Annotated in this window: 15 protein-coding genes; 8 read left to right on the plus strand and 7 right to left on the minus strand. The window is 60.9% G+C overall.

The window, feature by feature from the left end; translation table 11 throughout:
• Positions 1-95 precede the first annotated feature (95 nt).
• Entirely contained in the window at positions 96-887 is a 792-nt protein-coding gene (locus ACIQC0_RS02100) for an IclR family transcriptional regulator (RefSeq protein ID WP_400532354.1), read from the minus strand.
• A gap of 133 nt (positions 888-1,020) precedes the next feature.
• On the opposite strand from ACIQC0_RS02100, the gene ACIQC0_RS02105 reads away from it, so the two are divergent.
• The 5 genes from ACIQC0_RS02105 (at position 1,021) to ACIQC0_RS02125 (ending at position 7,123) form a co-directional block, all read left to right on the plus strand.
• Complete coding sequence (locus ACIQC0_RS02105; protein ID WP_400532355.1) at positions 1,021-1,866, plus strand: ABC transporter ATP-binding protein; 846 nt, start codon at positions 1,021-1,023, stop codon at positions 1,864-1,866.
• A complete protein-coding gene (locus ACIQC0_RS02110) occupies positions 1,863-2,729 on the plus strand; it encodes an ABC transporter permease (protein ID WP_400532356.1) in 867 nt (288 codons plus the stop codon). Before ACIQC0_RS02105 ends, ACIQC0_RS02110 begins: the two co-directional genes overlap by 4 nt.
• A 35-nt stretch (positions 2,730-2,764) precedes the next feature.
• Positions 2,765-3,841, plus strand: a complete 1,077-nt coding sequence (locus ACIQC0_RS02115; RefSeq protein ID WP_377215168.1) for an ABC transporter substrate-binding protein — start codon at positions 2,765-2,767, stop codon at positions 3,839-3,841.
• A gap of 73 nt (positions 3,842-3,914) precedes the next feature.
• Complete coding sequence (locus ACIQC0_RS02120) at positions 3,915-5,912, plus strand: aconitate hydratase (protein WP_400532357.1); 1,998 nt, start codon at positions 3,915-3,917, stop codon at positions 5,910-5,912.
• Between the two features lie 20 nt (positions 5,913-5,932).
• Positions 5,933-7,123 carry an MFS transporter gene (locus ACIQC0_RS02125; protein ID WP_400532358.1) on the plus strand — a complete coding sequence of 397 codons (1,191 nt, stop codon included), beginning with the start codon at positions 5,933-5,935 and terminating at the stop codon, positions 7,121-7,123.
• On the opposite strand, the gene ACIQC0_RS02130 is transcribed toward ACIQC0_RS02125, so the two are convergent.
• A complete protein-coding gene (locus ACIQC0_RS02130) occupies positions 7,120-7,749 on the minus strand; it encodes a class I SAM-dependent methyltransferase (RefSeq protein ID WP_400532359.1) in 630 nt (209 codons plus the stop codon). The genes ACIQC0_RS02125 and ACIQC0_RS02130 overlap by 4 nt on opposite strands.
• Positions 7,750-7,884: 135 nt before the next feature.
• Here ACIQC0_RS02130 and ACIQC0_RS02135 point away from each other — a divergent pair, with 135 nt between their 5' ends.
• Positions 7,885-8,751 carry a ribokinase gene (locus tag ACIQC0_RS02135; RefSeq protein ID WP_400532360.1) on the plus strand — a complete coding sequence of 289 codons (867 nt, stop codon included), beginning with the start codon at positions 7,885-7,887 and terminating at the stop codon, positions 8,749-8,751.
• Positions 8,752-8,950: 199 nt separating this feature from the next.
• Here the strand turns inward: ACIQC0_RS02135 and ACIQC0_RS02140 are convergent, their stop codons facing one another.
• From ACIQC0_RS02140 to ACIQC0_RS02150, 3 genes are all read right to left on the minus strand, one after another.
• On the minus strand, positions 8,951-11,218 hold the full coding sequence (locus ACIQC0_RS02140) for a DUF262 domain-containing protein (RefSeq protein WP_400532362.1): 2,268 nt from the start codon (positions 11,216-11,218) through the stop codon (positions 8,951-8,953).
• On the minus strand, positions 11,215-12,912 hold the full coding sequence (locus ACIQC0_RS02145; RefSeq protein WP_400532363.1) for a DUF262 domain-containing protein: 1,698 nt from the start codon (positions 12,910-12,912) through the stop codon (positions 11,215-11,217). The genes ACIQC0_RS02140 and ACIQC0_RS02145 overlap by 4 nt, the downstream gene beginning before the upstream one ends.
• A 144-nt stretch (positions 12,913-13,056) precedes the next feature.
• The gene (locus tag ACIQC0_RS02150; RefSeq protein ID WP_400532364.1) at positions 13,057-13,683 is read right to left on the minus strand and encodes a DUF4230 domain-containing protein; all 627 of its coding nucleotides are present in this window, start codon (positions 13,681-13,683) and stop codon (positions 13,057-13,059) included.
• Positions 13,684-13,932: 249 nt separating this feature from the next.
• On the opposite strand from ACIQC0_RS02150, the gene ACIQC0_RS02155 reads away from it, so the two are divergent.
• Together ACIQC0_RS02155 and ACIQC0_RS02160 are read left to right on the plus strand one after the other, a co-directional pair.
• Positions 13,933-15,252, plus strand: coding sequence for a hypothetical protein (locus ACIQC0_RS02155; protein ID WP_400532365.1), 1,320 nt, complete (start codon positions 13,933-13,935; stop codon positions 15,250-15,252).
• Positions 15,253-15,331: 79 nt separating this feature from the next.
• Entirely contained in the window at positions 15,332-15,559 is a 228-nt protein-coding gene (locus ACIQC0_RS02160) for a hypothetical protein (protein WP_400532366.1), read from the plus strand.
• 29 nt (positions 15,560-15,588) lie between these two features.
• On the opposite strand, the gene ACIQC0_RS02165 is transcribed toward ACIQC0_RS02160, so the two are convergent.
• Positions 15,589-18,204, minus strand: coding sequence for a DUF4268 domain-containing protein (locus tag ACIQC0_RS02165; protein WP_400532367.1), 2,616 nt, complete (start codon positions 18,202-18,204; stop codon positions 15,589-15,591).
• A gap of 174 nt (positions 18,205-18,378) precedes the next feature.
• Positions 18,379-23,937: a DUF3320 domain-containing protein gene (locus ACIQC0_RS02170; protein ID WP_400532368.1), complete on the minus strand. Its 5,559-nt coding sequence runs from the start codon at positions 23,935-23,937 to the stop codon at positions 18,379-18,381.
• Positions 23,938-23,984 lie beyond the last annotated feature (47 nt).

The following is a 23,984-nucleotide window of genomic DNA, read 5'->3' on the forward strand; positions in this document are numbered from 1 at the left end:
ATTCCTGATGCGGACCGCACTCGCGCCCGGTGGTCCGTCGGCGCCGTCGTACAGAAACCAGTATGCACCGCGCTCACCATATTGTGAACAAAAAATCACGATATGGGCATGACCTCCGGCGGAAGGCTTCCCCCGATGAGCCGGGTTCCTTCAGCGGCGGCGGCGATGACCGGCTCCACCCAGGAGGCGCACACGTCGTAGGGCATCCGCATGGTGGGGCCCATGACGGTGAGTGCGCCGTAGAGCTCGGCCTGCGGCCCGAAGATCGGCACCGACAGGCCGCTGGCCCCGGTAACCCGCTCCCCGGTGGTGATGGCAAAACCGTCCGCACGGGTCTTGGCGACGGCGGCATCAAGGCTTGCCGCGTCGGTGATGGTCCGGTCAGTCATGGACTGGAGGCCCGAGCCGTAGACCCGCTCCGCAAGGTCGTTATTCCAGGCGAGCAAAACACGGCCCGCGGAGCCGGCGTGGAGGGGCATGATGTCACCCACCTCCACCGCCCGACGGAGCACGCGCCGGGTTTCCGCCACGGCAATACACACCCTGCTCCCTTGTGATTCCCGGAAGATACACACCGTTTCACCCAACTCGTCCCGCAACCGGCGGATCACGGGCGTCAGCAGTTCCAGGAAATCGAGGCCCTGACGTGCGGGGGCGGCCCAATGGGTCATGCGGATGCCGATCCGGAACCTGTCATCACGGCGGTCGAGCATCCCCTCGTTCAGCATGTTGGTGACCAGGCGCTGCACCGTGGAGTGCGGCAGTCCGGTCTCCGCGCGGATCTCGGCGAGGCTCATTTCGGGCCGTACCAGCGAGAAGGCATCCAGGATGGATGTGATCTTCTTCAGCACCAGCAGCGGGGCGGCCGCGTTCTCGGTTGCGCTCATGGCTCGGATCCTGGTTCCTCTCGGTGGCTCGACGGCGGTTTTTGTAACCCCTTGTAGTGTGACAGACGTTACTGTTAGCCTTGTGCCCACTATATGGCCAACAACCCACAATGTGGTTAGCGAGAGAACAGCAATGACGCAGCCCTTTCAGCCTAAGTCTTCGAAGTACGCGGTCGAGCTCAACGGATGCACCAAGGAGTTCGCAACGCCCGGCGGCGGGTCGTACTTCGCTGTCCGGGACATCGACCTCAAGGTGGAGCCCGGACGCTTTGTCTCCATCGTTGGACCGACGGGGTCCGGCAAGTCCACCATCCTCAACATGGCGGCCGGCCTCCTGAACCCTTCCTCCGGCACGGTCCACAGCTTCGGCGAGCCCGTCCACGGCGTGAACCGCCGGGCCTCCTACATGTTCCAGCAGGACGCCCTGCTGCCGTGGAAGTCGGTCATCGACAACGTCAGCCTGGGACTCACCATGGCGGGGGTATCCAAGGCCGAGGCCTATGACGAGTCACGCCGCTGGCTCGAACGGGTGGGATTGAAGAACTTCGCCGACCGGTACCCCCACCAGCTCTCCGGCGGCATGCGCAAGCGCACAGCAGTTGCCCAGGCCTGGATCGTCGACCCGGACATCCTGCTCATGGACGAACCCTTCTCCGCGCTCGATGTACAGACCCGCCAGATCATGGAGAACGAACTCCTCCAGCTCTGGCAGGAATCGGACAAAGCCGTCGTGTTTATCACCCACGACCTGGACGAGGCCATTGCCCTGTCCGACGAGGTGGTCATCCTCGGAGCAGGGCCGGGCAGCACCGTCGTCGGAAGCTACGAGATCGACATCCCCCGCCCCCGGGACCTCCTTGAAATCCGTGACGATCCCAAGTTCGTCGAACTCCACAGGGAAATCTGGGGCCGCCTCAAGGTTGAGGTATCCAAGACGTACGAATCCGCACGTGAAGAAGAAGAGAGCGACGCAGCATGACCGTGGCACCAGCTCCGAAGAACATACAGCGTTTTCCCCTCCGGAAGGAGCAGAGTCCGGCGGCGGTCCGGCGTCCCAAGCGCAAGCGGCCTGAAGCATCCAACTTTTCCATCCGGATGGGGCAGCTCGGCCTGGCTGTCGCCGTCCTGGGCGCGTGGGAACTGCTGGGACGCGCCGGCATCATCGACCCATTCTTCTTCCCCCTCCCCTCCGACATCCTGGCGACGGTGTGGGTCTGGATCTCCACGGGCTTCGTCTTTCCGCACCTTTGGATCACCCTGCAGGAAGCGGTCCTCGCATTCATCACGGGTGCGGTTGCCGGCCTGGTCCTCGGCTTCCTGCTGGCCCGGGTGCGCCTCCTGGAGCGGCTGTTCGACCCATTCCTGCAGATGTTCAACGCACTGCCCCGCGTTGTCCTCGCCCCGATCTTCCTGCTCTGGTTCGGCCTGGGTATCTGGTCCAAGGTTGCCTTCGGCTTCACCCTCGTGTTCTTCATCGTTTTCTTCAACACCCTTGAAGGCGTCAAGAGCGTGGACCGGGTCCTGGTGGACAACGCCAAGATGCTCGGAGCCAGCGAAAAGCAGCTCCTCCGCCACGTGTTCATTCCCAGCGCCCTGACCTGGATCTTCTCCAGCCTCCACATCAGTGTTGGCTTCGCCATTACCGGCGCGGTTGTCGGTGAATACCTCGGCGCCTCGGCAGGTGTCGGCTACGCCATCGCCCAGGCCCAGGGCGTGTTCGATACCGAGGGCGTGTTCGCCGGCATGTTCATCCTAATGGTCGTGGTCCTCATCATCGACCTCGGGGTCAACCGGGTGGAACGTCATCTCCTGCGCTGGCGTCCGCCGCAGCAGGCTTCCTAACCAGTCCAAAGCCCGTCCGTCCGAAAGGGATTCCCATGTTCAGCTCCGCAAACCGGCAACGACGCCGCGTTTTCCCCGCCAAGCCACTCGCCGTCATCGCCGGTCTGGCCCTTGCCCTGTCCGCTTGCGGCGCCCCGCAGTCAGCACCTCCAGGCCAGGGAGGCACCGCCGGCGGAGGCGACGGCGACAAGGTGATTATCGGCGTCGGCGGCCAGACCCTGCTGACCTACCTGCCCACCACGCTCGCCCAGGAACTCGGCTACTACGAGGAGGAGGGCCTGAACGTCGAGCTCCAGGACCTGCAGGGCGGGTCGAAGGCGCTGACGGCGATGATCGGCGGCAGCACCCATGTCACCAGCGGCTACTATGAGCACGCCATCCAGATGCAGGCCAAGAAGCAGCCCGTCAAGGCGTTCGTGAACATGAACCTGTCCTCCGGACTGGCGCTGGTGGTCGCGGAGAAGAACAAGGACTCCATCAAGTCCGTCGCCGACCTCAAGGGCAAGAACGTGGGCGTCACCTCGCCGGGGTCCTCCACCGACATGTTCGTGAAGTACCTGCTCTCTAAGAACGGCATGAAGCTGGACGCCGCCGCGGTATCGGCGATCGGTGCCGGGTCCTCCGCGGTGGCCGCCGTCGAGCAGGGCCAGGTGGACGCTGCCGTCATGCTCGAACCGGACCTCACCGTCCTGGCCAAGCGGCTCGGAACCGAGCCGACCATCATCCAGGACGTCCGCACGCCGGAGGGCCTGAAGGAGGTCTTCGGCACCGACGCGTGGCCGTCGTCGAGCCTCTACGCCACCGCCGGCTGGCTGGAAAAGAACCCGGAAGCGGCCAAGAAACTGGCCTCAGCCATCAAGAAGACCCTGCAGTTCATCGCGGACCATTCCGGCGAGGAAATCGCGGCCGAGATGCCCGAGAAGTTTGCCGGCGGGGACAAGGAGCAGTACGCCAAGGTCATCGAGGAGATGAAGCCGGCGCTGAGCAAGGACGGCGCCTTCACCGAGGAGGGCGTCAAGGCCGTCCTCGAGACCCAGCGGGTAGCCAACCCGGAGGTCGGCGAAACCGAGATCAAGCTCGAGGAAACCTACACCAACGAGTTCGTCAAGTAATACCGCTTCCCTGCGGCCCGCCGATCCCACGGCGGGCCGCAGTTGTCTGTACGCACAGCACTAAGGAATCCCCGTGGCCCAGAACCTGACCCAGAAGCTCCTCGCCAGCCACCTCGCGTCCGGCGAGCTGACTCCCGGCAGCGACATCACCATCGCCGTGGACCAGATCCTCATCGAGGACGCCACCGGAACCATGACCGCCATGCAGTTCGAAATGCTCGGCGTGGAGTCCATCGCGGTGCCGCTGGCGGTCATGTATGTGGACCACAACGTCCTGCAGATCGACGACAAGAACATGCAGGACCACCACTACCTCCGCACCTTCTCCGCCCGCTACGGGCTGCGCTACTCCCCCGCCGGGCACGGCATCTCCCACTACATCCACCTGGAGCACTTCTCAAGACCCGGCGGTGTGCTGGTGGGTGCGGACTCCCACACCTCCACGGCGGGTGCCCTGGGCATGTTCGCCGTCGGCGCGGGCGGCTTGGAGGTGGCCGTGGCCATGGCGGGCTACGGATTCGACTTCGTGTGCCCCGCCGTCGTGGGCGTGGAACTGACGGGCACGCTCGGACCCAATGCCGAAGCGAAGGATGTGGTGCTGGAGCTGCTGCGCCGCCACGGCGTGCGCGGCGGCCGCGGGAAGGTGTTCGAGTTCTACGGCGAGGGCGTGGCGTCCCTGTCCGTCTCGGCGCGCGCGACCATCTGCAACATGATCATCGAAACCGGTGCCGCCACCGCCGTCTTCCCCTCCGACGAGCAGACCCTCGCCTGGCTGCGCGCCCAGCGCCGCGAGGACCAGTTCGTTGCCCTGGCAGCGGACGCAGGGGCAACGTACGACGACGATGAGCGGCTTGATCTCTCGGCCCTCGTTCCGCTCGTGGCGCTTCCGCATTCCCCGGGCAATGTCCGTCCGGTGTCCGAACTGCCGCGCACCGAGGTGGTCCAGGTCTGCGTCGGCTCCTCGGTGAACAGCTCGTACGAGGACCTCGCGACGGTGGCGGCCATCCTCAAGGGACACACCGTCCATCCGTCCGTCCAGCTCACCGTGACCCCGGGCTCGCGGCAGATCCTGCAGACGATCATCGCTTCCGGGGTCTATGAGGACCTGATGCAGGCCGGGGCGCGGATGCTCGAGCCGGTATGCGGCCCGTGCGTGGGCATCGGACAGGCGCCCACGGAGGGTGCACCGTCGCTGCGCACGTTCAACCGCAACTTCCCGGGGCGAAGCGGTACCGCAGAGGACAGCGTGTACCTGTGTTCGCCGTCGACCGCTGCCGCGAGCGCACTGGAAGGCGCCATCGTGGACGCGTCCACCGTCAGCCGCGGCGAGCTCCGCCCCGCGACGCCGCCGCGCCCGGAGGTCCACGACCTGCATATCGCCGGCGTCCTGCCGCTGGAGAGCCGGCGTGACATCGAGATCGAGCGCGGCAGCAACCTGGTCCCGCCGCCACAGCCGGAACCGCTCCAGGCGGACCTCGACGCCCGGGTGCTCATCGTCGTCGGCGATGACATCTCAACCGGCGACATGGCGCCCGACGGCGCGATCGCCATGTCGGTGTGGTCCAACATCGCCGTCTGCGCGCGCTTCATGTTCCGCCGCCTGGACCCTGGTTTCCACGACCGCGCGCTCGAATGGGGCGGCGGGATCATTGTCGGCGGGGAAAACTACGGGCAGGGCTCGTCGCGGGAGCATGCCGCCCTGATCCCGCTGTACCTGGGGGTCCGGGTGGTCGCTGCCCGGAGCTACGCCCGGATCCACCGCCGAAACCTGATCGCGGCCGGGATCGTGCCGCTGGTCCTCCCGCCGGACGCGCAAAGTTCAACCGGGCAGCGGTGGGTGATCGACGGGCTGGCTGACGCCCTGGCCAGCGGTGACAGCTCGGTCACCGCCCGGGTGGACGGGGATGCGGAGCTGGTGCTGGGGCTCGATTTCTCGCCGGCCGAACGTGCTGTCCTCCTGGCCGGGGGCCTGCTGGCCCAGGTGCGCACCGGCGGGCGCTCCGTGCTGGCTGGCGGCGCCGTCGTCCAGGATGACCTGGCCGGCGTTTCGCAGAGCCGGTCCGCACGGTGAGGCGGGCCGCCGTCGAGCCTGTGCGAAATCCAGCACGCCGGCCGGGACAGCAGGCGACGGCCATCGCTGCGCTGACGACGGTGGTAGCGGTGCTGCCGGTCTTCCTCGTGGGCGGGCTGGCTGTCCAGCTCGAGCAGGACCTGGGCATGACGGCGTCGGCACTCGGCGTCGCGGTGGCCACCTTCTGGGCTGTGTCGGCGCTGCTCTCCGCTCCGGCCGGGTATGTGGCCAGCGGGCTGGGGCTGCGCCGCGGGATTCCGCTCGCAGTCGGGCTGGGCTTTGTGGCACTGGCCGGCATCGCGTTCGTCACCCCGCACTGGGCGCTGCTGATCGTCTGGCTCAGTTTCGCCGGTGCCGCCAACGCCCTGAGCCATCCGCTGTCCAACGGCCTGATCGTGGACCAGGTGGCGGTGCGCAACCGCGCCTTCTCGTTTGGCCTCAAGCAGGCGGCCATTCCGACGGCGACGCTCACCGCCGGTCTGTCAGTCCCGGTGTTCGCGCTCACCGTGGGGTGGAACTGGACCTTTGCGCTGGCGGCTCTGCTGGCGGCGGCCCTGATCCCGGTGGTCCTCCGCACCCTCCCGCGCCGTGCCCCCGTCAGCCGGCGCTCCGGAAAAGCTGTCAGGGAGCCGCTCCCCCGGCGACTGAAGCCGTTCCTGTTCGCTACCGCGGCGGCCAGTGCCCTGGGAGCCGGGCAGGCCAACGTGGTGGGTGCATTCACTGTCAGCATGGCGGTGCAGGCGGGCTTCGATGCCGCCGGCGCGGGCCTATTGCTGGGCGCGGCGAGCGTGGCCGGGATCCTGGCGCGCCCGCTGGTGGGCATCGCCGCGGACCGGGGCATCGGCGGCTCGATGGCCACGGTGGCCCTGATGATGGCGGCCGGGAGCCTGGGGCTGCTCGGCATGGCGTCCGGCTTCCCGATCGCCTATGCCGCCGGAGCCGTGGTCGCGTTCGGCCTGGGCTGGGGCTGGAACGGCCTGGCCCATTACGTGGTCGCACGAACGGCGCATCCGTTCACCGCCCAAGCTACGGGCATCACCCAGAGCGGAACCTATATCGGCGGAACCCTGGGGCCGCTGCTGTTCGGGATCGTGTTCTCGCAGTTCAGTCCGGCTGTTGGGTGGACGCTTGCCGCGGTGGTCGCAGCAGCCGGGGCGGGGGCGTCGCTGGTGGCGTTCCGACTGGAGAAGGGGTTGCGGAGCGGTTCTTAGTCGCCGCGTGTCGCGGTGCCGAGGATGTGGAAGGAGACCGGTGTGCGGGTCTCGGGAAACAGGTACCGGTCCAGGCTCTGGATGGTAAATCCGGCATCCTCAATCGCCGCAGCGGTGTCGCGGCCGGTGTGGCATCCCCCGGCCACGCGCGGCCAGAGGGTGGCATCGAGCACCCGCTGGACCCGTACGAGGCCGGGTGTGTCCGCCCGGACATGTTCGAGGAAACGCAATTGCCCGCCAGGTTTGAGCACCCGGCGGATTTCCTTCAGCGCCGACGCCTGGTTGGCCACGGAGCACAGGACCAGCGACACCACCACAGCGTCGGCGCTGGCGTCGGCGAAGGGAAGCCTCTCCGCGAGGCCATCGACCACCTCCACCGGTACCGGAGCCTGCTTGGCCGCTTCGCCGGCGAGCCGCCGCAGGCGCGGTTCCGGCTCCACGGCCAGGACATGGATGACGCTGGGCGGGTAGTGCGGAAAGTTAAGCCCGTCGCCGGCGCCTACCTCGACCACCTCGCCGGATAGGCCGGTGACCAACGCGCGGCGCCGCTGGTCCATGCCGCCGCGCTCCATCGCCTTACCCATCACGGGGTAGAGCCGCGCGAAAACCGGATGATGGACTGCCATGCTCGCCACTGTACCGGGCCGCTGTACCGGGACTCGGGGGTACGACGGCGGTTCCTCCTTCTACGGGCAGCCCGGCTGCGGTGGTGGCTGGGTGTTGTATCAACGCTCCCGGCCCTCCCCTGAGAGAGTTTTCCCATGAACACAACACGTCCTGCCGTCACCGTGGTCGGCAGCATCAACTTGGACCTGATCGCCACCGCGGAGCGGCTCCCGGCGGCGGGCGAAACCATCGGCGGCGCCGTGCTGTCTGAGCAGCCCGGCGGCAAGGGCGCCAACCAGGCCGCGGCGGCCGCCTGGCTGGGCGGTCGTGCCCGGATGGTCGGGGCGGTGGGCAGTGACGCCCAGGGGCAGCGGATGCTGGACGCCCTGGCGGGTGCCGGCGTCGACACCACTGACGTGGCAGTGCTGCCGGGCGCGACCGGAACGGCGCTGATTGTCGTGGACCGCGACGGCGAGAACCAGATCGTGGTGTGCCCGGGGGCCAACTCGCACCTGTCGCTGGACGGGGTGGAGTTCGGCCCGGAGGAGACGGTGCTGTGCCAGCTGGAGGTGGGCCTGGACGTGGTGCTGGAGGCGGCCCGGAGGGCGCAGGGCTTCTTTGTGCTGAACGCTGCGCCCGCCATGGACCTGCCGGCGGAGCTGCTGGAGCGGTGCGACCGGGTGATCGTCAACGAGAGCGAATACGCCCTGATCCCCGCCCTCGCGGAGGCAAAGCTCGTGGCGGTGACGTACGGCAAGGACGGCTCGGCAATGTTCGAGCACGGCCGAAAGGTGGCGGAGGCGCCGCCCACTGCCGTTGAGGTAGTGAACACGGTGGGCGCCGGGGACGCGTTCTGCGCGGCCCTGATCCTGGCGCTGCGGAGCGGGCTGGACAATGCGCGTGCATTGGCTGTGGCGAATGCCGTGGGAGCCGACGCCGTGGGTGATCCGTCATCGCAGCCCGATTTGGCACAACTGGGCCACTACGTGGAGCGAACCGCTCCGGCATCGGACGCCCGATGAGCTTCGCACTGTCAGCGACTGTCACGATGCTGCTGGGGGTGTTCCGGATGGAGCTCTGACGTGCGGCGCGGGTTGCTGCTCCATGAGCAAGCTCCATGGATGACGGTGCCCAGCCCAGGCAGGTGAACAAATTTCGGTACGGAAGCTGGTTCAGCTCCAGAACATTGAGTTGCGACTCAAATATGCATGAACGCGCCGGTCACAGTCCAGCGTCAAGAAGTCGCCGCAGAACGTCCGCTCCGAGCAGGATCCGGTCAACCGCGTCGATGCCGTCCACCTGTTTGATCTCAATGAAGCCGTTCTCGGAAGCGCCGAGCTCACGTCGAAGCGAGGTGTAGAGTTCCGCAAACTCCTCTACCGCAGGTCCGGACAGCTCCAATCCTTGCGAAACTGAGCGGATACCGACACCGCTCCGCGTGAGCTTCAACCGCCGAGGAGTAGCTTCATGCCCAGTGAACCAAGGGTCTTCCACGTCCTCGGGGCTCCCGGAACTACGCCAAATTGCAAGAAGATATGGATCCCGGTACCGACTATTGAGCGTGGTTGTACCGCCTCGGAGCATGCACATCGAGTAGCCCAGCGCCCCACCTTCTGAGTAGTAGATTCCCGAGCCGCCCTCACGCATGTCCGAGTATTTCACCATGTAGTATCGCCAATCGAAGGAGAGCTCCGCTTCACGCTGAGCGAGCCATTCCGACTGCAGGGCCCCCAGTGTCGGCTCTAATTCTTGGCAACAGCTGATGGCGTCCAAGAGCTTGGCCAAAGCGGATCGCGTCTCCGAAAGTGCCTCTCGATCTGCCCCCGTCAATAGTTCCCGCCAGGCATTCTCGTACCGCTTGAACCCGGTTCCGAATTGAAACCTTCTGTTGTTGGTTGTTCGTTGATACTCGCCCGTTGCTAGCAGCGCCCCCGTGACCTCGGGCCAGATTTCGGGCTCTGACGCCAAGCGAAGGAAGGTGTCAGTTCGAGCAGCGAACTTATTCGGTTCTAAGCAGAAGGCGCCTATAGATCCGCGCAGGAGGTGACTGTCTTCCAAACGATGAAGCGACTGGGTGAGCTCAGGGTTTGCGACCAGGAACTCTCGTTTCAGCAATTCCTCCCCGATCTGCTGCTTGTTGAAGCTCTCGAGTTCGCTGAGAGCGCCGTAACGCACAAGTCGTTCGATGTCTCGGAGCAACCTGGGCATCCGGTCCAGACGCAGTTCATTCGTGGAAGCTTCTATGAGATTACGCAGGGAACGGATCCGGGCCTGAGGTGCGTCTGTCTCATGCATAAGGTGGAGAAGCACGGCGAATAGCAGGAGGCTCTGCCCGAACGTGAAGATTCGTGTTCTCCCGCTCGTTTCACCAAACGTTCGACAGCAAACGTCGAACAGGTTGATCCGCTGGTCCCGGAAGAACAATGCGATTCGGTCGGCTTCATCCGCTGTCTGCTCCACCGTGCCCCTGAAAAGCCCTGCAAACAGGCCGGCGATGTCTCGGCCTTCCCATATGTCGAATGCGTTAAACAGGAAGTCCAATGACTCAGACCGTCTGACATTCGCCTCCCCAAAGACGCGCTCGGTGCGACGGCTGAGAAGTTCTCGACGCTCACGAACGTCAGCTTCTGGATCGCCCCACTCACACAACTCAGTGATGAAGCCGATGTAGCGAACGAACTCGTCGTCGATCAAGTCATCTTCGCCGCGGAATCCCCAGAGTAGGTCCGACCACACCCCGTCTACCCGTTCGGCAAACTCCATAGCCCTCTCGGTTGATTCAATAGACTTCTCAAAATGCGCCTTGAAATTTTCGAATTCCGTCAGCGGCTTACCCCGTGAGTTCATCTTGATGTAAAGGTCCGCAGCCGAGCCCATATCAGACGGAGCGAGCACGAGGAAGGAAACCGCCGGCTTGATCGGATCAACGAGTCGCACCCAAGCGGTCTTGGCATCCTCGGTCCGGAATCGCGTGTGAATTGCGTCCAGCATCACAAGCATGGACTGGATTGTGGGATCATGGCGCCAAACGAAGAGGTACCACGGCTGGTCGATGATCCATGCCGACGGCTTATCAATGGAGGCTGGCAGCGGGGACACTACAAGGCGTTCGCAGAATAAGCGTGCGCTCGGTCGAGTGGCGTATGTGAACTGGGCCCATGGCTGACGAGAGTCAAGCTCTCCCGCTCGCGATGCTAGATACCAGTGCAATAGGAATAACGTCGTAAGCCGCTGCTGACCATCAAGTGGCTCCAGCACACCAGACTTCACTTCACCGTAAACAAAGTCGAGGTGGACCGGATCCGGATTTTCTCCGGAGACGGCCGAGTGAAGAACGTCAAGGAAGTTGTTGCGAATCTGTTCGATTTTGCCATCTTCCCGACCCTGCGCGTAATCCCTCTGGATTAGAGGGACTTGGATCGCCCTAACTTGTGCCTCATCATCGGCAAAAAGGCCGATGAACGTCGTCAAGCGGCTTGGCGTATTCATGCTTGGCTCACTTCTTCCATTAAGTAACCGCCGATTTCACTGCGAAATGCGTCCAAGTACGCACGGCGATCCGCTGCGCCCCAAAAGTGGACTTGCTGCGCACCCTCCTCCGTGTAGTACTTCAAAAACACATTTCGTGTACATACCGGTATGTAGGAACCCATGCGGTCCCTTCGGAGTATCTCAAGCCTTTTCACTTCAAAAACCGCGTTGCTCAATGCGCTGTTGTCTCTGCCGCCGAGAAGCGCAAGGTTGTCAATGACATGCACGTCACCCTCTGCACCCTCATCACCGGAAGAAAAGATCGCATTGACCTCGCGCTGCAACTCAGGGAACGTATGCCGGTTGATCGTAGGGATCGCATCGTCAATGCGGCGGATCAGGTCATGACGACGGTCCTGGTCGATCGGCAGGTTGACTAACGCGTCACGATGTAGGCGGAGCCAGCTCGCCCACTGCTCGGCCGTATTGAGAGCTTCGGCATTCTGTGCGTGGATGTGCTCCAGTGACCATGCCCCGGCCGCGTGCGCATGAAATGAATAGCGTTCCGAGGAATGTTGCATCTTTCGGATTGTTTCGACGTTCATCAACAGCAGTGCTTGGGTCGCCTTCTCCCGTCCTGCCGCACTCTCATAGGAGAGCCCGGATAGTGCTGTGTCGGTCAGGTCCAGTTTCGTCTTGATCATGTTATCGAGCAACGCCTCGAAGCTGCTCTTAGTTCTGCCTTCTGCAACAGCGACAAGCTCGTCAAAAGGAGTCTTAGTTGCGATCAGGTACCCTACCTTGTGAAAGAGATTTCGGTCCTCGTACCAGCCGAGAATCAGGGAGTGGAGATCGAGGACTTTGTTCCAAAAGGTCTTGAAGTCAAAATCAATTTCGGCACGTAGGGAATCAAACGTTTTGAAGGCCGCTGTTTCACGCCCTGTCGACCCACCTGCGAGACAGTCGAGCAGCAGAGCTATATGGTTCGACTGACTATCTGCCTGCCCTGTCACGAACGCCCACAGCTCGGGTGCACGGAGATCGCGTTCGAGGGTGTCCCACTGGGCGGCTATCTCTTGGGACCGGTCGGGCCCGACGGCATTACCTCGAGCGCGGGTGAGCAGAAGCGCCTTCACCAGCTCCGCATCGGTCAAGGGGATGCGACCAACATTGAGCCGGGTAAACAGATCGGTAGAATCCATCGCAGTTGGTGCCTCGTACCAGATCACCTTCACGCGACGCGACAAATCCGTGTAGAAGTCGATTGCCGCTTGAGTTTCGCCAGGCCCTAAAGATTCAAACCAAGATCTGATCGTAGAAGCGGCCTTGTGGATGTGGAAGAAGTCGATATTGCGTTTGCTGCCCGCCTCGTCAGGTTCCTTCAAATACTCCTGACTCCCACCCCGCGTGGCATATTCGAGCTCGAACTGAACCTTTGCGAACGGCAACGACCGGCGGATGTCCTGCAGAATAAGGAACAAAGTGGTAAGTCTCTGTTGGCCGTCTACAAGCTCCCACCGACCATCTGCCATGGATTTCACGACGATCGGCTGCAGATAATATGCCGATTGGTTACGGCTCTCCACGATATCGTCCAGAAGGCGCGTAACTTCCTCTTCACCCCACCGATACCCGCGCTGGTACGCGGGGATGAAAAACCGCCCTTCAATAGCACCGACAAATCGATCCTCTAATAAACCTGGCTTCCCCATGCCCGCAACTGTACACAGCCCCTCCGACATTGCCGGCGGTTTCGATAGCGTTTCACTACGTGTTTAGCCTGCCGTAGTCGGAACTATCCCCGGCAGTTAGTTATGCCATGCAGGGCTTTAATCAGAATTATCCAAGGGCACAATCTAGCCAGTTGCATCTTTCTCAAAGGTGACCTCGTATCCGAGCGACCCGAACAGGCCGGTCAGCATGCTCTTGGTGTTCTCGTCGGCTCTCTGCCGCAGCTCAGAGTCCTCAGCAGCTTCAGCCATATCCGATTCGGCGAGGAGATAGAGCTCCGCTTGCTGAGGCGCTGTAAACGCATCTACGACTCGGTCCGCTATACCCCGATCCTGGCTGTACACGTAGGAGCGATCATGATCGACATTGGGCTTGTCCAGCTGCGGCTCGGGCAGCCGCAGTGTCACAGATTTGCCGTCCGCTGACAGAATAAGGTCCTCATCGGCGAGGCCTGCAAGATCGACATAGGCATTGACGGTTCCAGCGGCCACAAAGAGGGTCCGTCGTCCTGCTATGAAATCGGGAAGTCCCCCGGTGTCTTCTTTCTCGTCCAACAAAATCTCGAAATTACCGACAGCAGCATGGTACTGGCTTACATTTTTGACGGACTTCAAAAGAACGGTTTGATCCCGCTCGCTCTTGTTTGAAAACGGGCCGAGTCCAAGCACGCTCGCTATAAGCAGTGCGGCCAGGAGCACCGCCACCGCAATCGCAGTGAGCGCGACCGGTTTGAATGATTTAGCTTCCGACACTGGACCCCTTTTGCTTTGAAACGGCCTGGGTTCCGTTCCTGATGATTGCATGCCATAGATTGCTGTCTGGCTGATTCAGGATCAGTGTACCGGGACTCGCCCAACGCTTAGCCGGGCGACACTTCATGCGTTCCGATATGAATGTGGGACGATAACCACCGGTGCCGTTTCGGCAAGGACCATGTTCTCAGGTTCTGCAGCGGCGTCGCTCCCACCGCCAAGGCGGTTTCACTTCCATGAGGGGACAAAGTGACTACTGACAGCAAAGCACTCGTGCCGGTATGGACACTAGCTACAGAGGCAGTGAGCGTTGCTGACGTGCTGGGTACTGAGGCTCTAACGCCGGCTCGCCTCGCAGAAATGCGAACCGTTCTGGCAGCACTCGCGGATTCTCCCATCGCCACACTCGAAATGCACCCGATGCCACAGTCCCGCGATCGCAAGGGGGGCCTACCGCTTGACGTTGCAAGCCCGCTCGCAAAGCAGCTGGCGCAGCTCGTAACGCAAACAGCGAAATCCGCTCCCCCGAAGGTGAATGTGGCCGAAACGGGAGAGGTACTTTACCGGTTGGTAATGCCTGCCAAGCTTGCCGCCCAGGCTGGCCAAGGACTCGTTCGCCCTATGGCCGCCAAGGGAGTTGCAGGAGCTATTCATGGTTCCCTTGTGAACTCGACCGGAATCGTGGGTGCCGCTACATTCGTCCCTGTCGCAAGCGGAGCAGCAGCTGCAGGCACGGCCGGCGCTGCAACTGGTGCGGCAGCTACAGCTGGCGTGGCGGTCGCCAGCGCTGGAGCCCTGACGGTGGCCGCACCACTTGTGCTGATGGCCGTAGCCGTGAGCGTCAGCGCACATGCCGAGCACCAGCGCCAGGAAGCGATTGAGCGCATCACTGAACTCTTGGAGCAGTTGCACGAGGACAACCTTGAAAAGGAACGCAACGAGTTGGACGGTTGCCGTGAAGCGATCGACAAAGCGACGTCGATCCTACTTGACCAGGGCCGGATCGGCTTTTCGCTCGGCCTGGATTCTTCCGTGCATGGTATCAACACCGCTATTTCGGCTACCCGTAGGCGGCTAAAGAAGTGGGAAGCTGCACTGGATGCCCTGCCCGACGGCGCAGTCGAAGTGGGCGAACTAAAGAAGTCATTTCCCGGCATCACCGAGGAAGGCGGCACCTTCCGGGCGCACTTGGAAATTGCCCGGCTAGCCGTCGCTCTTAAACGCCGGGTGCTTGTGCTTCAAGCAGTCGAACACGCCCAGCAGGACAAAGACAATTCGTTCAAAAATTTCATCCGGGCGCTTCATGCTGACGGACGCAGCACCGACGAGTTGGAGTCGGGCATCAACCAGCTTCTGCTTCGACTGTCTGCCCTCGAGGTGAAGCGCGACGGCGGTTTCCGGCTTCCCGCATTTACGCCCGGCGAGGTAGACCAGCTGCTGCAGGCCGCATATCGACTTCGTGCTTTGGGAGACGGTCTCCAGCTAAATGACCACCGGGACGACGTCGCAATTGAGATTGAGCGGAACAGCGACGGGTCGCTCGTAGTTTTCCCTGCGGTCCCCGCCTAGGGTGTCGGTGCGCAAAGCGTCCAGGGACTTTGCACTCGTTTATCCCGTCAGACCAGCCATCACAGATATGGAGCAGACCATGGCCGGAAAGGCAAACAAAGCCGCAGCCGCGATGAAGGACGTCGGACAAAAGGCTAAAGCCGCCACTACCAGACTTTACGTTCTCGCCAAGGACCCGGAGATGCAGGCCAAGGCCGAGAAGCTGCTTGTGGACGGGAAGAGAATTTATCGTGCAGCAACGAGCCCTGAAGCCAAAGAGACCTACCGCAAGGTAGCAGCAGTAATAGACAAGATGCGGAAGAAGTAGCAACGGGCACGAGCCCTGCTAGTTCATCATCAACCTTCCGGGGACTGTTGCGCCAGGTCCGGTTCCCACTCCAAGACGAGTTGATCCTCCGGATTCCCTTGCAGATCCGGGTTTTGCAGGTACTTCGCCAATACCTGCGCAAACCTGTCGGCCCTCGTCACCAGCCATTCCACGAGTTCCTGTGACTGGGCTTCATCAAGGAAATCGCCGGGCAGCCTGCTGACAAGCTTGGAGGCCTTACGGCCGGGCTTGTCGTCCCACTCCACCTCAAACCCTAGAGCGGCTTCGATAGCGGTGCGCTGCGCAAGTAACTCCCCGTAAAGACCCTTGTCGTTGTTGATCCAGAATTGCGCGGTTACGAGCTTGCTCTGCGAGTTAACTGAAAGCGAGATCACAGCACGGGAATCCCCGAGGCTCACGTCATACCAGTTTTGTGGTGACGGTTTACGCCATGTCTTGATGTTGGTCGCATTAGCGAGCCCGAAGTTTCGTACTCGCTCGAAGAAGTCCAGCTGTGCGTTCTTCAGCGCCACGTTGTTTTCCGCGCGAGCCTGACCGCTCACCCTATTGCGTCGCGCGGAGATCACATTCTCGTCGACGTCGAGACCCGCGGCTTCAGCAAGCTCCTCTGCACCAATAAATTGGTCGCGGTCCGCGCGTCCTTCAGCGTCAAATCTAACTCCTTCCTCCTCGAGAACCGCCCGTGGGTCATCGTTGCGGTCGGGTTCCAGCCAACGGAAGCCGGGCGAGATGGTCCCGCCACTCTGCAGGACACGCCACGCGTTCGCTATCGGATAGTTCGCAAGTATCCCGGCCAGTGGCTGTGGCCACGTGTTCGCCACGATGGCGACATCCCCGTAGGAGCTCCATCGGCCGGCGGGGATCCCGGCTACAACCGCAGCAATTTGGCTGCGAAGAGCTGACGGCTCCTCGCCCACTGCAATAATGCTTTCGTCAGGGCCAGGCCACAAATCGATGATCTTCTCCGCCAGTTCAGCGCTGCGCGCGTTGATCTCGTCGGCACCCCAAGAGGTGTGGGCGGCAATCGCTTGATTCATTGCAACGCCGCTCTTAGCCAGCAACTCCCGCTTCTCGTGGAACGGCTTGTTGCTGAGCTCGCTGTTGTACCCACTGAGAGTCAGGTTGCCCAGGGTGTGCACGACGCGCTCATGCTCGTAATCAATGTCTGCGTCTGCGTCGAAACCCTCTGCGAACGCTTCCCGTACGGGCTCAGTCATAGTCTGGGGCAAGACATGCTCGATGCTCAGGTGCCTTGGGTCGAGGTCGACGATCTCCTTCGGGCGGTAGGCTTCTTCAAGCCACTGCAGGATCAGCTTTTTCTGTGTTCCACGGCCCTGCCAGTAGAAGGCGACAGCCCGAGCAGCCTCTCGGACCTGCTGATCGGTTGCAAAGTATTTTCGACCCTGCGACAGGTAGTCGCGTAGTGCCTTGTCGATGTCCTCGGCACCACTGATCGCACCAACAGCTTGGAGCAGTGTCCGGTTCAGGTTGGCGGTAGCGCGTCCGATGATGATCCGCCGCACGAAGTAGGACTCGAGATAAGTCAACGCGCGAACCACTTGATCATTGGCAGCGGTGCCGGCGGCGCGTCGGGCGAGGATCTGCATCACCACGGGATACGCAGTGGTCGAACCCCACGCCTTGATTCTGGTGAGGCGCCTGCGAATCTCGGTATGTCTTTCCTCCGCAGGGTTGAGAATCGTAGCGAGCACGTTGCCCAATCGGGCTATACGGACTACCTCAGCCTCTACCTGGTCAATGGTCTTGAGTTTCTCGAGCCGCTTTTGCTGTCCTACGTAAGTATCAGATTGTTTTGCCCGTTCGTCGCGTTGAGCGAGATCGAGCCAGAACAACAACTCGAGGTTTTCAGAGTCAAGCTTTTTCTCTAGTGGAAGCCAAATATTGTCGTAGACGGTTTCTGCGCGGTCACCGAGCCTCATGAACAGGTAGTTCTTGAGCAGGTCACTTTGTGTCAGGCGAAGACCAGTATTGTTCAGGGACTCGAAGATGCGGTGTGCGTTGTCTGACGGTTCGGCAGTAACGACGACGAGCGCGAGTCCGCGGACGACGGCGGCCTCGAGCAGATAGAGGTCGTGTGGATCGTCTGGGTCGTCAGCCGCCGCGATCTTCGAGCGGAAGAATCGGTAGGCGTCGCCGATGGTATCCTCACCGCCGGCCTGAGGAGCACGGTTGAGAACAGCCATATAGGCGGGCCGGTCTGTCTGCGTCGGCATCACCTTGAGTGGCTTGCCATTGTCGTAAACGTTGATGAGGTATTGGGCATCGATGCCGCCAGCTCGGTCAGTTTCCCCGGTTTCGATCAAGTGGTCCCGGAGTGCAGCCAGGAGAAGAGTCAGAGTGGTCAGGCGCTGCTGGCCGTCAACGACAAGAAACTTGTTGACGCCGATGGCCCCGAAATCAGGGCTGCTCGCCAGGACGAGGGACCCGATGAAATGAGAGGCCTTCGGGTCGTCGTGAAGGGTCCGCTCCAGCTCCACGACGTCTGACCACAACTGGTCGAGCTGCTTCTTCCCCCACGAGTACACCCGCTGATACAGAGGAACCTGGTACTGCTTCTTGCCTTCTAGAACGCCCGCGAGCGTCCCATTTTCCGCTCGAACCACAAGCGTCTCCTTAGAGTCTTAGTGCTTAGGGATGAGAATACATCGATCGAGTATTCACACCCCGCCCTGTGCGTCTAGAGGAAGGCTCGATGTGCTTGATTTGCGTACCTCCTGCCAAATCATGAGCATAAAGCGCCCGCCGAGATAGCGCCTGGCGGGCGCTTCATACACACCTTATTGCGCAGTCTCGTATGAGCCGTCTGGCCGGCGCAGGCAGTAACCCTTCTTTACGGCTCTCCGAAGGCTCCGCTGAAGTGCATTCTGAATATCGGGGCCTCGTCGTGCCCAGCCGAAGACGTCACGGACGGCGACGAGTAACTCTTCTTCTGTAATGACTATTGAGTCAGCAACTACGAGACGAACGGCCTCATCGAACTCTTCAGGCGGGATAGCGCCTGCTTTACGGATGTCACTTTGTCCCGTTGGTCGCCGGACGTTTACTGCGTTTGCGCCATCGACTCGGATAAAGCCTTCTTTATCGAGCTTCACTTTCATGCCGCTAACTTTGGCAAGTGACAATGCTCTTTCAATGTTGATTTTGGCGCGGGGACCAATGGCACCGGCTCCCCAGTGCTCCCGCAACCGAGTGTGAAAGGTATCTACGTGCAGCGGCGCTTCGACGCTAACGACGTGGGCCGCATACTGGATGAGGTCTGTAAGTGCGTCGGCATCTCCCGGTTGGTACCAATACCGGTGCGCAGGCTTTGAGGCGGAGGTGTATGGGACCGTCCAGGCGGGCGGGGCGGACAGGTCAATCTCTTCATACTCCATGAGCCCGGTACTTTCCGCCGCCTGAGCAATGGCAGGAACGCCCTGGTTCCCACTCACAGCGTCCTCAATTGCCTGCTTGAGAGCGATCTCCTGTGTGGACCGGTCTCTGTACCAGCTCAAACCCCAGATCCGATAGATATCCCACCCGAGCCCCCGCAGCACGGATTCCCTCAGGCGGTCTCTGTCACGCGCGCTCTTTGCCGAATGATAAGCGGCTCCGTCGCACTCGATGCCCAGCATGAAGCTCCCGGGCTTTTCAGGATGACGAACCCCTATATCTATCCTGTAGCCACCAGCCCCAACCTGAGACACGGCGTCGTAACCCCATGCCCTGATTACGCGAAGGACTTCCTCTTCAAAGGGGCTCTCGGCATCCCCCACAGATCCGGATATGTCAGAGGCTAAGGCCGTTCGGCCCCGGGCAGCAAAGTCCAGATAATTCTTCAGGTGACGATTTCCTGCTGACGCGCCGTCAGACATGTCTCCAGCATGGAATGAGCTGACTACTTCGACCCTTCGGCGTGCGCGCGTGATTGCCACGTTTAGTCTCCGTTCGCCGCCTTTCCGAGTCAGGGGTCCGAAGTTCATTGCCAGCTTGCCCGCTTCATCGGGCCCGTAGCCAATACTGAAGATGATGATGTCTCGCTCGTCGCCCTGGACGGACTCGAGATTCTTCACAAAGAACCCGCGGAGTCGATCATGGTCTTCCATGAGACCCGTAAGCAGCGGCTCTAGTTCTGCGCGACGTTCAATAGCTTCGGAAACAGCCTCGGCTTGTTGTGTAGAGAACGTTACGACTCCGAGCGAGAGGTCCGGGTTAACGCGGCGATGTTCAAGGACACGGTCCACGACGCGCTCTGCTTCAATGGGATTCTTGCTACCAGCCCCTCGCTGATAGATACCCTGAACGAATTCGTGATGTACCCCGAGGTCGTCAGCTTCCTGGGTGGCGCCAGGGAATGTATTGAGTTTCCCCTCGTAAATCCGGTAGTTCGAATAGGTAATGAGATCTTCATGAAGGCTGCGGTAGTGCCATGAGAGCGGCAGGGACACCATAGCCCCCGAAGCCTTACATAGGTCCAAGACGCTATCGAAGTTGTCCGGTTCATCTTCGTCGTCGCTTTCAATATCTGCAGCCGAGAAGAAGGACGTTGGCGGGAGCTGTCGCTGGTCCCCAGCCACGATCAGCTGTTTGCCCCTGTAGATGCAATTGACGGAATCCGCGGGCATGACCTGAGAGGCCTCATCGAAGATAACGACATCGAAGACGAACCCTGCAGGAAGATACTGCGATACGGAAAGAGGACTCATCATGAAACAGGGCTTCAGCCCCTGGACTATAGAGCCGGTTTCTTCCAGCAACCGCCTAATGGGTTTGTGACGGGACTTCTTGTTGGCCTCGTGCGCGATGACTGCCGCAGGGCCGGCCATGCTGCGTGGACGTCGGGCAACACAGGCCGTCACGACGTCGGCGTAAGCATTGACGATTAGGTTTCCGTCCAATTCCTTGAACTGTTTCAGTAGGCTTTCGCGGCCGGACGCACGGTGTTCCGATAGCCTGTCGTCCCCTTCAATGATGCTTTCTGCCCAAGGTTCCAGCGCAGCCCTTTCAATTGCTGACACTACTTGGTCCGCTGGCGCATGGCTGTCGCACAGGGCTGTCAGCGTCTCAGGCACTCCAGCATCGGAAAGAGCAGCAAAGAGCCTTTTATATTCGAACCAAACATCTATATCAGCAGCCGGGTTAAAACCAAGGGCAGCAAGGAGTTCCTCTGCGTATTCAAGGTCATGGTTCAGTTCGGCGCTGAGCTCGGTCGAGCGCTCGGCATCAAAGAAGCCGACCAGCTTGTCTCGGGCTTCCAGCCAGGAGGAAAGGCCTTCTGCCAAATCAAGGTCGGAAGCGTCGAACTCCTCAACGAACCGGACATCGTCATCCTCGATTGGTCCTCCGACGATTCTGCGCAAGGCTGCGATCCAATCGTAGTCGGCTCGCACCGCTGCCCAGTCTGTTTTCCGTGGACTGTATCGCTTGCCCAATACCTCGGAATCGTGCCGCGAACGTTCGGCGGTTTTCTCATCCATCGCGTCCAACGCATCGATCTGCCGGAGAACCGCACTGGCCGCAACCGGTGTTGCCGTCTCGCCCAGCATCTTCGAAAGTCGGTCCCGTAAAAGTTGCGCGGCCGAAAAGTTCTCCTGGGCCGCCTTGAGGATTCCCAAAATGTGAGTCAGTGGCAGATCACCGACCTGTTCATGGAAAACAGTGCCGAAGAGTGCATGCGTGTCGACACCGAAGCGCTCCACCATATTGGCAACGTCTCTCGCCAGAGGGATCAGCTCTGCGTCTGGCGTGTTGGCTTTGCTCAGCTGCCGGGCCAGCGCGGAGGACGCTATGTCATCTCCGGCCAGCTTCAAAGCCGTTCTGGCAACCTCAAGTGCCTGAGCGATCCTCGCAAAGTCAGTCGCAGTGCCACGGTAATAACTACCGAGCCGAGGCCCATATTCGGGCTCGCTGTTAGCGAGGTTCTCCTGTGCTGTCTGCCAAGAGATGGCATCACCAAGCATGGCAATGATTTCCTTGTTGACGACCCCGGCAACGGTCACCTCGCGAAGCGTTTTCTTGTCCGCCCGGGCTTGTTTACTCCAGGCTTTCAGTCCTCTGTGTTGCAATTCGAAACGGGCCTTAAGGCCTTTGAGATCCAGTGCGAGGATTTCAGGGCTGAAGGTTGACTCCATTGCCGACTGACGGTCGCGTACGATCGCAGCCAGCTCCTCAAGAATTCGCGCGCTTTCGTCCAAAGCCCCTTGGACACTCGGGTTGATCCAATGTGGTTCCGGCAGGCTGCCCTGTTGGCTGAGCTCTGCGAGTGATGAGAGGGCTAGGCATTTGTTTAGAGTCAGTGATTGCGGTTCAACATCGAAAAGCACACCTAGTTGCTGGGCCTTGTCGAGTAGATCTTCGAGTAAGGAGGCAGCCCTGGAAGTTCCCAGCTCGATGCCGCTAAGCTGGCCGAACGGAAATTGGCTAAGAGGACGACTGAAAACTGCCGGATCGTGCTCAAGAAAAGTTTCAAGCGGGGCTATAAGGCTCTTGTCGATCTTGTCCCATCTGTCCACGCAAATACTGTCAATTTCAGATTTTTTGGTCTGGTATTCGACGTCCTCTGCGTGAAGGCTGTCGATCCTTCGAAGAACATCAGTGAATTTGGGCACGGAATACCAATGCCGGGGAACGTTCCTTCTTGTACAGAGATGGGCGGAAAGATCCGCTCGCGAACGAACGCCGGCAACGTCCAGGGCAACAGGCCAGAATGGGATCTGTGCGTCAAAGAGCCTGACTGTCCGCAGGAGGCGTTCTGTTGCCAGGGCCAGAATGTCCACACACTTCTCGGCCTCCTTGATTTGTGCTTGTGTGAGGCTCGATCCGGCGAGACCTCGCCAGGAAAATGATTCTCCTTCTGCAGCCGGGCGCCACACCTTCGACAGTGATGTGGCGGCAAGCAGGATGTCTGCTAGTGCGTCCGCAGACAGCAAGCCAAGTTTGCTGGGATCCCCAGAAGGGTATTCGCCCACGTTTGCTAGCTGAGCCAGCCGTCCCAAGACATCAAAGAGGCTCCGTCCTAACGGGCTTCGGACCTCGTTCATTGCGTCAGCATGGTCGCTTAGCCTGGTCCGGCTTTTGATGAGCTGAGATCGGTCCGTTTCCGAGAAAGAGCTCTTTACTACCGGGCGGCGGGTGAGCTCAGCATGAAGCGTCTGGACCACCTGCTTACGGGTCGCCTTATGGCTATGCAGTTCAAGCAGGAATGGATCCAACTGCCTGCTCGTCAGCCGATCGCGCACCACGTCGAGGGCGGCCGCCTTTTCACTGACAAACAGCACCGTTTTTCCTGTTGCGATGAGCTCAGCGATGATGTTGGCAATGGTCTGGCTCTTGCCGGTACCTGGAGGGCCGTCCATGATAAAGCTGCGGCCTTCTCTCGCCGCAAGAATGCACTTTCTTTGACTTCCGTCGGCGTCAAGAATGCTGTGGAGCTTTTCGGGCGGCAGACGGAAATCCAGCTCTTCGTCAGAAACAGGGTCAAAGGCGAACACCTCGGAGTTCGGTGCCTCCGGGCCCAGTGCCATGAGTTGAATCATGCCGTTGGCGACAATCTTGGCTTCGTTTTGCTCAAGGTCACGGTACATAGCTTCCTTGTGGAAGCTGAAAATGGACATGACAACCCGCTCGTCAACATTCCAGCCTGCGTACTGCGCGATAGCCTTGCGCACGCCGGACAGTACCGTCGCTACGTTCAGGTCATCCACCTCGAACTCCGGGAGGTCCAGGCCGAAGTCCCTACTGAGCTTAAGGCCGAGGGCCGTGTTCAGTGCCGGTTCGTCTTCCGTTCGCCTCAACACATACTGCTTTCCCTCCTTGGCTAGACGGACGGGCACAAGCAGCAACGGACTTGAGATTTTCTTTCCGTCAGCGGGATCAATCCAATTGAGCATGCCGTGGCCCAAATAAAGGGTCCATACCCCGCGGTCCGCATATTCTTGTTCCGAGCGTTGATGCAGCCGCTTTGACGTGCTCAGGATTTGGGCAGCGGTTTTGCCAGTGACGCGTAGGGTTCGTGAACCTTTCGTGGGAAGCCTCAGGGCCTGTGCCGATTCACCCGCTTCATCGTCTGCAGGTTCACTGCTGACGAGCATGACGTCGCCCTCCGCCACCAAGGCTTCTACCCCTGAGCAGCCAGGTTCAACGATTTCGAAAGTCCCACTCTTGGGGTGCTGGAAATAGACAAGCCTCTGACGTCTGTCGATCGACAACAGGTCGTCCCGCCAGCGTTGCATCTGCAACGCGAGCTTTTTGTCCAAGACACCATTGCCTGTCGACACGGTTTCTCCTACCTTTCCGCCCCACGCGGAGAATTGATGCATTGCATTCAGCGTCTCGGTCTTTTCGAGCCGATCGTCCACTGAAGGATATCTGTCTAGTTGGTCTGCTGAGTTTTCAGTCCAACCTA

It is taken from the genome of Pseudarthrobacter sp. NPDC092419 (assembly GCF_044755045.1).
Lineage (GTDB): Bacteria > Actinomycetota > Actinomycetes > Actinomycetales > Micrococcaceae > Arthrobacter.